At 69.6% G+C, this 11,824-nt stretch carries 12 protein-coding genes; 10 read left to right on the forward strand and 2 right to left on the reverse strand.

From position 1 onward, the window contains the following. Nucleotides 1-177 precede the first annotated feature (177 nt). From ACGFIW_RS11335 to ACGFIW_RS11355, 5 genes are all read left to right on the forward strand, one after another. Nucleotides 178-762 (forward strand): nucleotidyltransferase, encoded by a 585-nt coding sequence (locus ACGFIW_RS11335; RefSeq protein WP_393313113.1) that lies wholly within the window; start codon nt 178-180, stop codon nt 760-762. Then, nucleotides 759-1,034, forward strand: a complete 276-nt coding sequence (locus ACGFIW_RS11340; protein ID WP_393313116.1) for a hypothetical protein — start codon at nt 759-761, stop codon at nt 1,032-1,034. The genes ACGFIW_RS11335 and ACGFIW_RS11340 overlap by 4 nt, the downstream gene beginning before the upstream one ends. Nucleotides 1,035-1,044: 10 nt before the next feature. Continuing rightward, a complete protein-coding gene (locus ACGFIW_RS11345) occupies nt 1,045-1,821 on the forward strand; it encodes a metallophosphoesterase (RefSeq protein ID WP_393313119.1) in 777 nt (258 codons plus the stop codon). Further along, nucleotides 1,812-1,955 carry a GPGG-motif small membrane protein gene (locus ACGFIW_RS11350; RefSeq protein ID WP_007464364.1) on the forward strand — a complete coding sequence of 48 codons (144 nt, stop codon included), beginning with the start codon at nt 1,812-1,814 and terminating at the stop codon, nt 1,953-1,955. The genes ACGFIW_RS11345 and ACGFIW_RS11350 overlap by 10 nt, the downstream gene beginning before the upstream one ends. Before the next feature lie 304 nt (nt 1,956-2,259). After that, entirely contained in the window at nt 2,260-2,754 is a 495-nt protein-coding gene (locus tag ACGFIW_RS11355; protein WP_393313122.1) for a TspO/MBR family protein, read from the forward strand. A 49-nt stretch (nt 2,755-2,803) separates the two neighbouring features. Here ACGFIW_RS11355 and ACGFIW_RS11360 read toward each other — a convergent pair whose 3' ends face one another. Further along, entirely contained in the window at nt 2,804-3,577 is a 774-nt protein-coding gene (locus tag ACGFIW_RS11360) for a peptidoglycan DD-metalloendopeptidase family protein (protein WP_393313125.1), read from the reverse strand. Between the two features lie 247 nt (nt 3,578-3,824). Between ACGFIW_RS11360 and ACGFIW_RS11365 the strand changes: the two genes are divergently transcribed. The 5 genes from ACGFIW_RS11365 (at nt 3,825) to ACGFIW_RS11385 (ending at nt 10,078) form a co-directional block, all read left to right on the forward strand. After that, nucleotides 3,825-5,171 carry an ABC transporter substrate-binding protein gene (locus ACGFIW_RS11365; protein WP_393313128.1) on the forward strand — a complete coding sequence of 449 codons (1,347 nt, stop codon included), beginning with the start codon at nt 3,825-3,827 and terminating at the stop codon, nt 5,169-5,171. 70 nt (nt 5,172-5,241) lie between these two features. Continuing rightward, the gene (locus ACGFIW_RS11370) at nt 5,242-6,288 is read left to right on the forward strand and encodes a carbohydrate ABC transporter permease (RefSeq protein ID WP_393313131.1); all 1,047 of its coding nucleotides are present in this window, start codon (nt 5,242-5,244) and stop codon (nt 6,286-6,288) included. A 1-nt stretch (nt 6,289) separates the two neighbouring features. Next, on the forward strand, nt 6,290-7,258 hold the full coding sequence (locus tag ACGFIW_RS11375; RefSeq protein WP_393313134.1) for a carbohydrate ABC transporter permease: 969 nt from the start codon (nt 6,290-6,292) through the stop codon (nt 7,256-7,258). 67 nt (nt 7,259-7,325) lie between these two features. Then, nucleotides 7,326-8,372, forward strand: a complete 1,047-nt coding sequence (locus ACGFIW_RS11380; RefSeq protein WP_393313137.1) for a LacI family DNA-binding transcriptional regulator — start codon at nt 7,326-7,328, stop codon at nt 8,370-8,372. A 32-nt stretch (nt 8,373-8,404) separates the two neighbouring features. Then, nucleotides 8,405-10,078 (forward strand): glycoside hydrolase family 13 protein, encoded by a 1,674-nt coding sequence (locus tag ACGFIW_RS11385; protein ID WP_393314015.1) that lies wholly within the window; start codon nt 8,405-8,407, stop codon nt 10,076-10,078. Between the two features lie 196 nt (nt 10,079-10,274). On the opposite strand, the gene ACGFIW_RS11390 is transcribed toward ACGFIW_RS11385, so the two are convergent. Beyond that, complete coding sequence (locus tag ACGFIW_RS11390) at nt 10,275-11,708, reverse strand: MFS transporter (protein ID WP_393313140.1); 1,434 nt, start codon at nt 11,706-11,708, stop codon at nt 10,275-10,277. Between the last annotated feature and the right edge of the window lie 116 nt (nt 11,709-11,824).

Genomic DNA, 11,824 nt, shown 5'->3' on the forward strand with positions numbered 1-11,824 from the left:
ATGATCTGGCCACCCTCCACAGGTTATCCGACCCATGCACCTACTCCGCGAGTTTTGTACTGTTTCGTTCCTGTTGGCACCTCACCGTGACGCACGGAGGTGTGGGCGACCGGAATGCCGGGTACCGGACCTTTGAAACCCAACCGCCGGTCCACCACATGACGACGGGAGAAACAGATGGCTGAGCGCGGGGACGAGAGTCTGGTGCACACCCTCAAGAAGGTCGCCGCCGTGCTCAAGCAGTCCGAGATCCCGTTCGCCCTGGGCGGCAGCTTCGCCGTCTACGCCCACGGGGGCCACTCCAGTGAGCACGACGTCGACTTCCTGATCCGGGAGGCCGACGTGGAACGAGCGCTGGAGGCCCTGGTGGCCGCCGGTTTCGTCGCCCAGCGACCCCCAGAGGACTGGCTGGTCAAGGTCTTCGACGACGGCCGGATGGTGGACCTCATCCACCGCCCGATCGAGACACCGGTGACCGAGGAGACCTTCGCCGACACGGTCATCCGGCCGGTGGACGCGATCCACATGCCGGTCCTGTCCGCCACCCAGCTGATGGTGCACAAGCTGCTGAGCTTCTCCCAGCACTACTGCGACTTCGCCCGCGGTCTGCCGCTGGCCCGCTCCCTGCGGGAGCAGATCGACTGGGAGAGGGTACGCAAGGAGACGCAGCACTCGCCGTACGCCGAGGCGTTCCTGGTGCTGCTGGACCGGCTGGAGGTGGTGCCGGCCGTCGGCACCCAGCCAGGAGAGGGGACATCGTGACCCATCATCGCGACATCGACACCGGGCCACCGGACGAGTACGTCGACGCGGAGATCCAGCGGCTGCTCGCCGAGGACCCCGCCGTCGCCGAGCAGGGGATCACCGTGGTCCGACGCGAACGCGCCCTCGTACTCCACGGCGAGGTGGAGAGCCCGCACCGGCGTGCGGAGATCCTGCGCCTGGTGTCCGAGCGCTTTCCCGACGTACCGATCACCAGCGACATCGGGGTGATCCGCGCCCAGGCGCCCACGGAGATCGAGCAACTGCCCTGAGGGAGGTTCCATGGTGATCCGGATCGCCGCGGTGGGTGACGTGCATCTGGACGAGGACGTGGTCGGACGGTTCCGACCGGCGTTGGAAGAGCTGCCGGAGTGCGCCGACGTGCTGCTGCTGGCCGGGGACCTGACCCGGCACGGCACCGAGGCCGAGGCGCGCTGCGTGGCGGAGGAGTTCGGCGGGTTGGCCGTGCCGGTCGTGACCGTGCTGGGCAACCACGACCACCAGTGTGACCAGGTGCCCCAGGTGGTCAAGGTGCTGGAGGACGCGGGCATCACCGTGCTGGAGGGCAACGGCGTGGTGCTGGACTGTGCGGGCGGCCGGCTCGGCATCGCCGGCGTCAAGGGCTTCGGCGGCGGGTTCGCCGGGCGCTGTGCGAGTGACTTCGGCGAGCCGGAGATGAAGTCCTTCGTGCGGACCACCACCGAGAGCGCCGACCGCCTCGGTGCCGCGCTGCGCTCACTGGACTGCGACATGCTCGTCGCTCTCACCCACTACGCGCCGGTGCCGGACACGCTTGTCGGCGAACCGCTGGAGATCTACCCGTTCCTCGGGTCGTACCAGTTGGGGCAGGCGATCGACTCGGCACCCACGGCGCTGGCGCTGCACGGCCACGCGCACGCCGGCAGCGAGCGCGGCACCACCCCCGGCGGGGTACGCGTCCGCAACGTCGCGCACCCCGTGATCAAGCAGGCGTACAGCGTCTTCCACGTTGGCGATCAACTTGATACCGACCAGGTTTCCCCGCTCGGCCCGTCGGGTATTCAGAGGTCATGGAGCTGATTCTTTGGATTCTCGCAGTCGTACTCGTGGTCGCCGGCATCCTCGCGCTGTTCCGCCGGCAGATCCTGTGGGGCATCGTCCTCATCGTTGTCGGGCTGTTGGTCGGCCCGGGTGGTGTCAGCATCTTCAATTAGCGTTCGCACGTCGTCATAACCGGGACCCGTCGGGGTCGCCGCGACCGGAGCTCCGTCCTCCCGACAGGAGCACCGGCCGCGGCGATCCCGGCGCTTTTTTGTCGGCACGGTACGGTCCTCGCCCCTCTGCTCCCGGTCCCGGTCCGACCGCGGGTGTCTTGTCGCGTCCCTGTAGAGCTGCCCCGTTATGGGGCGCGGTCCACGAGTGGGGCAGCTCTACAGGCTCCTGACGGGGCCGGTGGGCCGGTGGGCCACGTGCGTCGTCGGCGGTTTGAGCTGGTGCCGGGTGGACATTATCTCGACCATGGAGACAACCCGGAACGCCACGAGGACCTCCGGACGGCGACGGTGGTGGGCCCTCGTCGGCTTCGCCGCGGCCGTCTTCGTCGCGGCCGCGATCGGCGGGCTCGGGGTGCAGGGCACCACCGACGAGTACGCGAGCCTGCGACAGCCCGACTGGGCGCCGCCCTCGTGGCTGTTCGGCCCGGTCTGGTCGCTGCTCTACGCGCTGATCGCCGTGGCCGGCTGGCTGGTGTGGCGGCGGGTCGGCTTCTCGGCCGCGCTCTGGGCGTGGACCGCCCAGTTGGTGCTCAACGCGATCTGGACCCCGCTGTTCTTCGGCGCGGGGCAGTACGGGCTGGCGTTCGCCGAGATCGTCGTGATGTGGCTGGCGATCGGGGTCACCGTGCTGCTCTTCGCCCGGGTGTCCCGGGTGGCGGCCGCGCTGCTGCTGCCCTACTGGGCCTGGGTCACCTTCGCCGCCGCGTTGAACCTGTCGATCTGGCAGCTCAACAACTGACCCCACCGGCCCCCGGCGACTCCCGCCGGGGACCGTGGCCGTTTCCGGGTCAGCAGCGGGGCACGCCCGGGATGTACCCGTCGGAGCCGGTGTACACGTACGCGTCGGCGATGTACCGACCGGAGCCGATGCGGTCCCAGATCGAGCTGGTGCCGTACGTGCCGGTGACCGTTGTGCCACTGGTCTGGCAGGCGATGGTCACGCGGGTGCCGTCGGCGACGGTGCCGACCGAGGCGTACCCGGTGCCGGGGCCGGAGCGGACGGTCAACGGGGTGCCGCTGGTGTCGACCGTGCCGTTGCCGCTGCCCGAGGAGCACCCGTTGTCGCTGGTGTAGGTCTTGCTGCCCCAGTAGAGGCCAAGGGTGCCGTTGAAGCGGACCTGGATGTCGCTGCCGTTGAGGCGCTGCTCGTAGTGCAGGTGCGGGCCGGTCGAGCCACCGGTGCTGCCGACCCAGCCGAGCACCTTGCCGTAGGCGACGGTCTGCCCGACCGAGACGTTGAAGCCGCTGAGGTGGGCGTAATAGGTGCTGTAACCGCCCCCGTGGTTGATTCGGACGTATTTGCCATAGCTGGTGCCGCCGAGGTCGGTCACCCGGTCGACGGTGCCGGGGGCGCTGGCCACCACCGGGTCACCGTTGTCGTCGGTGCGGTTGAAGTCGACGGCGTACGCCGGGCTGTGGTCCGACCTGGTCTGCCCGGACCAGGACTGGCCGCACGGGAAAGGCACCTTGAAGGTCGGCGCGGCCAGCGCCGGGGTCGCCGGCACCAGCGTTCCCCCGACGAGCAGGCCCGTCGCCAGCAGGCTCATCCACCGCTTGCGCATGCAGCTCCTCCTATGTCGAAAACCTTCGATCCGATGCACTCAGCCTGACAGATATCGTCAATCTTCGAAAGAGCCCTGAGCAGGTCGCGGAAGCGCGCCCACCAGGCAGCCCGCAGGTTTCCGGATTGTTACTCGCTCGTGTCTGACTGGGGGTGGACCGGGCCGGATGCAAGCGCTTACATGTGTGCACGCCCAATCGGACCGGCGACGGGTGACCAGCACCGCGCCGGCTAGGAAGGAGGACGGCATGGCGGTCTTTACCAGACCACGCCAGGCCTTCGTGATCGCCGGCGTACTCGGGCTGGCGCTCAGCGCCACCGCCTGCGGTACCGGCGACGACAAGAAGAGCAACAACGCGGGCTCCGCCGAGTGCGCCGCGTACGACAAGTACGAGGGCCACGACGGCAAGAAGGTCTCGATCTACGCGTCCATCCGTGACGCCGAGGCCGACCTGCTGGAGCGCTCCTGGTCGCAGTTCACCGAGTGCACCGGCATCGAGATCGACTACGAGGGCAGCGGCGAGTTCGAGGCGCAGCTCCCCGTCCGGGTCGACGGCGGCAACGCCCCCGACATCGCCTTCGTGCCCCAGCCGGGCCTCGTGAAGCGTTTCGCGGACGCCGGCAAGCTGAAGAACCTCAGCGCCGAAACCAAGGCCCTCGCCGAGCAGAACATGCCCGCCGACTGGCTGAAGTACGGCACCGTCAACGGCACCCTCTACGGCGTGCCGCTCGGCGCCAACGTGAAGTCCTTCGTCTGGTACTCGCCGAAGACGTTCAAGGAGAAGGGCTGGGAGGTCCCGACCACCTGGGACCAGCTCATCGCCCTGAGCGACAAGATCGCCGCCAGCGGCATGAAGCCGTGGTGCGCGGGCGTCGAGTCCGGTGACGCCACCGGTTGGCCGGCCACCGACTGGATCGAGGACGTCCTCCTGCGGACGGCGGGGCCCGAGGCCTACGACCAGTGGACCACCCACGCCATCCCGTTCAACGACCCGAAGGTCGTCGACGCGGTTGACCGCGCCGGCAGCATCCTCAAGAACGACAAGTACGTCAACGGCGGCTTCGGCGGTGTCAAGAGCATCACCACCACCGCCTTCCAGGAGGCGGGCCTGCCGGTCACCACCGGCAAGTGCGCGATGCACCGCCAGGCGTCGTTCTACGCCAACCAGTTCCCCGAGGGCACCAAGGTGGCCGAGGACGGCGACGCGTTCGCCTTCTACTTCCCGACCATCGACCCGGCCAAGGGCAAGCCGGTGCTGGGCGCGGGCGAGTTCGTCGTCGGCTACGCCGACCGCCCCGAGGTCCAGGCGGTGCAGACCTACCTGGCTTCGGCCGAGTACGTGAACAGCCGCGCGAAGCTCGGCAACTGGGTCACGGCGAACAACAAGCTGGACATCGCCAACGTGGCCAGCCCGATCGACAAGCTCTCCGTCCAGCTCCTCCAGGACAAGTCGGGCACCTTCCGCTTCGACGGATCCGACCTGATGCCGGCAGCCGTCGGCGCGGGGACGTTCTGGAAGGGCATGGTCGAGTGGCTGAACGGCAAGCCGACCGCCCCGGTGCTCCAGGGCATCGAGAGCAGCTGGCCTAAGTGATCCCGGCGGTGGCCCGGTCCGCGCTCGCGGGCCGGGCCACCGACCGAGGTGGACCCGGAAGGGAGGGTTGATGAAGTTCGACTTCGCCGATCAGCAGCCGAAGTTCCTCATGCTGATGTACGGGCTGGTCGCCTTCGTGGTGGTCGTGGGTGGTCTGCTCCTGTTGCTCGACGTGGTGCCGGCCTGGTTCGCCCGTCGGCGGGAGGCTCAGCTCGTCGCCGCCTCCGTGGGCGGGGGTCCGCTGCCCCGCCGACGCAAGCAGCGGGAGGGGCTCTTCGCGTTCTTCTTCCTGCTGCCGACGCTGCTGCTGCTCGTCATCGGCCTGGTCGTGCCGGCCATCCGCACCACGCTGCTCTCCCTGATGGACGGAAGCAGCACCAACTGGGTGGGTCTGCGCAACTACGGCTGGATGTTCTCCGACGACTCGATCGTCCGGGTCCTGATCAACACCCTGGTCTGGGTGCTCCTCGTCCCGTTGGTCGCGACCGGGTTCGGCCTGATCTACGCCGTACTCGTGGACAAGGCCCGGTTCGAGGCGGTGGCCAAGTCACTGATCTTCCTGCCGATGGCCATCTCCTTCGTCGGCGCCAGCATCATCTGGAAGTTCGTCTACGCCTACCGGGGTGAGGGCGACCAGATCGGTCTGCTCAACCAGATCGTGGTCAGCGTCGGCGGTGAGCCGAAGCAGTGGCTCCTCGAATCCCCACTGAACACGGTGCTGCTCATCGTCATCATGGTCTGGATCCAGGCCGGTTTCGCCATGGTGGTGCTCTCCGCCGCGATCAAGGCCATCCCCGACGACATCGTGGAGGCCGCCCGGCTGGACGGCGTGAGCCCGTGGCAGATGTTCTGGCAGATCACCATGCCGAGCATCCGGCCGGCGCTGATCGTCGTGGCGGTGACGCTCACGATCGCCACGCTCAAGGTCTTCGACATCGTCCGGACCTCGACCAACGGCAACTACGACACCAGCGTGATCGCCAGCGAGATGTACAACCAGGCGTTCCGGTACGGCCAGAACGGGCAGGGCTCGGCGCTCGCCGTCTTCCTCTTCATCCTGGTCATCCCGGTCGTGATCTACCAGATCCGCAACCTCCGTCAGCAGCGGGAGGGCTGAGATGACCACCGCAACGCCCACCGTCGCCGCCGGCACCCAGGAGACCGGCGGCACCCCGACCACCACGGCTGGACGGGTCCGCAAGCGGTTGAACAGCCGCACCGCGACGCTCGTCTCGATCGTCATCGCGGTGGTCTGGACCATCCCGACCTTCGGCCTGCTCGTCTCCTCCCTCCGACCGGAGGACGAGATCAAGACCACCGGCTGGTGGACCGCGTTCACCAACCCGCAGTTCACCTTCGAGAACTACCAGCAGGTCCTGTTCGGGCGGTCGGCGTCCTCCGGGCAACTCGCCGGTTCCTTCATCAACTCCCTGGCGATCACCATCCCGTCGGTGCTCTTCCCGCTCGCCTTCGCGTGCCTGGCCGCGTACGCGCTGGCCTGGATCAACTTCCGCGGCCGGGACTGGGTCTACATCGCGATCTTCGCGTTGCAGATCGTGCCGTTGCAGATGGCCCTGGTGCCGCTGCTGAAGTTCTTCTCCACCGGCGTCACCCTCGGCGGCGTCACGCTCATGCCCGCCTGGGACCTGGTCGACGAGCAGAAGTTCGCCCAGGTGTGGTTCGCCCACACCTGCTTCGCGCTTCCGTTCGCCGTCTTCCTGCTGCACAACTTCATCTCGCAGCTGCCCGGAGACCTGATGGAGGCGGCCCGGGTCGACGGGGCCACCCACCCGAAGATCTTCCGCAGCATCGTGCTGCCGCTGATCACCCCGGCGCTGGCGGCGTTCGGCATCTTCCAGTTCCTCTGGGTCTGGAACGACCTGTTGGTCGCGCTGATCTTCGCCGGTGGCGGCAACGAGACCGCCCCGCTCACCGTCCGGCTCGCCGAGATGGCCGGCACCAGGGGCAACGAGTGGCAGCGACTCACCGCCGGAGCGTTCGTCTCCATCGTCGTACCGCTCATTGTCTTCCTGTCCCTGCAACGCTTCTTCGTGCGAGGTCTGCTCGCCGGGAGCGTCAAGGGCTGACCCGCTTGCCCGCCGCCGCCCGGCCCCCCGGGCGGCGGCGGGCGTTCTGGCACCGAGCGGGAGAACCGTGACGAGGATCGATGATGTCGCCCGGCTGGCCGGTGTGTCCACGGCCACCGTCTCGCGGGCCCTGCGCGGGCTCCCGACGGTCTCCGCCGCCACCCGGCGCCGGGTGCTCGCCGCCGCCGAGCAACTCGACTACGCGGTCTCGCCGAGTGCGTCCCGGCTCGCCGGAGGCCGGACCGGCACGGTCGCGGTGGTGGTCCCCCGGATCACCCGCTGGTTCTTCAGCACCGTCGTCGAGGCGGTCGAGGAGCACCTGCACCAGTACGGCTACGACCTGCTGCTCTACAACCTGGGCGGCCGGGAGCAGATCCGCCAGCGGGTCCTGCGCACCGCCAACCTGCACAAGCGGGTGGACGCCATCATGCTTGTCGCCACGCCACTGCGGCCGGCCGACCTGACCGCGCTTGCCACCCTGGACCTGCCCGGGGTGACAATCAGCTCGGGCAGCAGGGTGCCCAACTGGCCCTGCGTACGGATCGACGACGTCGCGGCCGCACGGGCCGCCACCCGGCACCTGATCGACCTCGGCCATCACCGGATCGCGCACATCTCCGGCGACCCGGACGACGAGTTGGCCTTCACCACCCACCTGGACCGACGCCGCGGCTACCAGGCGGAGCTGCTCGCCGCCGGCCTGCGGCCCGACCCGAGCCTGGATGTCGAGTCCACATTCACCATCGACGGCGGCATCCGGGCCGCCGCCGAGTTGCTGGTCCGCGGCGACCCGCCGACCGCGATCGTCGCCGCCTGCGACGAGATGGCGATGGGGGCGATGACCGCGGTACGCGACGCCGGATTGCGGGTGCCACACGACGTCAGCGTGATCGGCATCGACAATCACGACCTGGCCGGCGTGCTGGGGCTCAGCACCATCGCCCAGCCCGCCGCCGAGCAGGGCCGGCTCGCCGCCCGGATGCTGCTCGACCCGCTCGGGGCACGCACCCCGGGCCCCGTCGTGGACCAACGCGACGCCGGCGACGACACGCCGGTGATCCTGCCCACTCGGTTGGTCGTGCGGGACTCGACAGCACCACCCCGGGCACACTGAAATCAATCCACCGCGCGACACGGGAGAAGACCCTGAACACCGATCCGACGCAGCAGAAGCCCTCCGGTCACCCGAGCACCGGCTGGTGGACCGAGGCGACCATCTACCAGATCTATCCCCGCTCGTTCGCCGACTCGGACGGCGACGGGATCGGTGACCTGCCCGGCATCACCGCCCGCCTCGGCCACCTGGTCGAACTGGGCGTGGACGCGGTGTGGCTGTCCCCGTTCTACCCGTCGCCGCAGGCCGACGCCGGCTACGACGTGGCCGACTACCGTGACATCGACCCGCTGTTCGGCACCCTCGCCGACGCGGACAAGCTGATCGCCGAGGCCCGCTCCCGCGGCCTGCGGGTGATCGTCGACCTGGTCCCCAACCACACCTCGTCCGCGCACCGCTGGTTCCAGGCCGCGCTGACCGCCCCGCCGGGCAGTCCGGAACGGTCGCGGTACATCTTCCGGGACGGCCTCGGGCCCACCGGCGACCAGCCGCCGAACGACTGGCAGAGCGTCTTCGGCGGTCCGGCCTGGACCCGGACGGTGGACTCCGACGGCCAACCCGGCCAGTGGTACCTGCACCTGTTCGACACCGGGCAGCCGGACCTCAACTGGGAGAACCCGGAGGTGCACGCGGAGTTCCTGGACGTGCTGCGGTTCTGGTTGGACCGCGGGGTGGACGGCTTCCGGGTCGACGTGGCCCACGGGCTGATCAAGCAGGCCGACCTGGCCGACTGGCAGGAGCCACAGGAGATCCTCTCCGGCAACGAGATCGACAAGCCGCGCCCGCCGATGTGGGACCAGGAGGGCGTGCACGAGATCTACCGGCAGTGGCGGCAGGTTCTCGACAGCTACCCCGGCGAGCGGGTGCTTGTCGCCGAGGCATGGGTGGAGCCGGCCGAGCGGTTGGCCCGCTACGTCCGCCCGGACGAGATGCACCAGGCGTTCAACTTCGAGTACCTGCTCGCGGCGTGGACCGCACCGGCCCAGTACGCGGTGATCACCCGCTCGCTGGAGGCGACCGACTCGGTCGGCGCGCCGACCACCTGGGTGCTGTCCAACCACGACGTGGTGCGGCACGCCTCCCGACTCGGCCTGGCGGTCGGCGGTGGCCGCCCCAACGGCATCGGGATCGGCGACCCGCAGCCGGACGCGGCGCTCGGCCTGCGCCGCGCCCGGGCGGCCACCCTGCTGATGCTCGCCCTGCCCGGCTCGGCGTACCTCTACCAGGGCGAGGAGTTGGGGCTGCCCGAGCACACGACACTTGCCGACGAGGCTCGGCAGGACCCGACCTGGGAGCGCAGCGGGCACACCCAGCGCGGCCGGGACGGCTGCCGGGTGCCGATCCCGTGGGAGGCCGACGCCCCGTCGTACGGCTTCGGGCCGACCGACGCGAGCTGGCTGCCGCAACCGCCGGTGTGGGCGGAGTACGCGCTGGACCGCCAGCGCGACGTGCCCGGCTCGACGTACGAGCTGTACCGCACGGCGCTGCGGTTGCGCCGTGCGCACGGGCTGGGTCGCGGCACCCTGGAGTGGTTGTCCTCCGGCGACGAGGCGCTGAGCTTCCGCAACGGTGAGCTGACCGTGCTTACCAACTTCGGTGCCGCCCCGGTGCCCGTGCCGACCGGTGCCGAGGTGCTCGCCACCAGCGCACCCCTGGACGACGACGGCGCGGTCCCGACCGACGTCACCGTCTGGCTGCGCGGCTGATCTCGCGCCGACCGGCCCGCCCGTGAGCATCGCTCGGCGGGGCGGGCCGGTCGGCGCGAATGCTCCGCGCACCGCCCAAGCCCACGCCACCACAACGCCGATCTTGCACTTTCTGTCGCTGAAACGCGTGGAAATGCACCTTGTGTCGGGACAGTAAGTGCAAGATCGCGGGGCTGGGTGGGTGGGGTGGGGTGGGTTAGAGGCGCTTGGCTCGGGTGTTCAGGAGGTTGTGGACATTGTCGATGTCCGTTGGTGAGGTGCGGGAGGCGAGCCAGTACATGACGCCGGTGGGGATGAAGAAGAGCTGGAACGCGGCAAGCCCGACCGCGAAGTTCAGCGGCGGCGGGAATGCCGCCCGTAACCCCTGGAACGCCACCCCCACCAACCCGTTGCCGGCCGCCCGACCGACCCCGTTGACCAGGTTGCCCAGGCTGTAGACGGTGCCGCGGTGCTCCGGCGGGTTCACGTCGGCGATCAGGGCGAACCAGTTCGGCGAGTTGGCCGACGTCAGCGCCAGCGCCACGATCGCGGTGAGCAGGCTCAACCCGACCGACGGCTCGGTGAACACGCTGGCCAACACCGCGCCCACCACCGCGCCGCCGCTGGCGCCGTCCGGCACGTCGATGGTCACCGGAACGAAGAACAACACCAGGTAGAACGGCAGCGCGGCGAGGATGCCGACCGCGGCGACCAACGCCCGACCCCGAGGGGTACGCCGTTGCACCGCGTCACCGATCAGGCCACCCACGATGGACAGCACCCCGCCGAGCTGGAACAGGGTGGCGAAGACGCTGCCCACCATCACCGCTGTCGACGCCGAGTAGCCCTGGGCCTCGGCCCGTTCGGCGAAGAGCACCGGCAGCCACACCAGCGAGCCGAACGCGGCCTGTGCGGTCAGCCCCTGCAGGATCAGCCACCGGTTGGTCCGTCGGGCCAGGATGCGTGGCAGGTCGGCGCGGCTGATCCGATAGTCGTACTCGGCACCGGCATCCAGCCGGCCGGCCAGTTCCGGCTCGCTCTGGCCGCGCCGGACGTCGTACGTGAACAGGTAGGCCAGGGTGGCGACCAGGCCGACGCCGGCCAGGATCAGGAACGGGCGCCGCCAGTCGGTCGCCCCGAGCAGCCCACCGACGAGCGTCCCCGCCAGGGTGCCGACCCCCTGGGAGAGGCCCCAGAAGCTCATCACCAGCCCACGCCGGGTGGGTGAGATCAGATCGGTGACCACGGAGAAGCCCACCGAACCGACCGCACCGAGACCGATCGCCGCGACCAGTTGCGCGACCAGGAACGTCAGGTAGCCGCCGGCGAGGGCGCTGCCTCCGGTGCCCGCCGCCCAGAGCAGCGTGCCCACCATCAGCAGCGGCTTGCGGTTGGTCCGGTCACCGACGTACGCCCAGCCGACCGCGGCCACCGCGCTGACCAGGAAGCTGATCGCGGTGACGAGACCGAGCAGCCGCCCGGACACGTCGAACGCATCGGAGATCGGGCCGTACAGGGGCGGGACCAGCCCGATCGCCACGTTGTCCAGGGAGGCGAGCAGCACGAACACCACGACGCTGTACAGCCGGTGCGCCGGGCCACCGCCGCGGCCGTGCGGGCGCTGGCCGGGCCCGCCACTGGTCACCGTCATGACCGGCAGCCAACCAGACCCCGCAGAGGGTGCCGTCACGCGGGTGGGTGCCTGTCGACGTGCACCGGCACCCACCCGCGTCGATCCCGACGCTCCAAACGATCACCGCCCGCTGG

Origin of the sequence: Micromonospora sp. NPDC048935 (assembly GCF_043197875.1) — a bacterium.
GTDB lineage: Bacteria > Actinomycetota > Actinomycetes > Mycobacteriales > Micromonosporaceae > Micromonospora.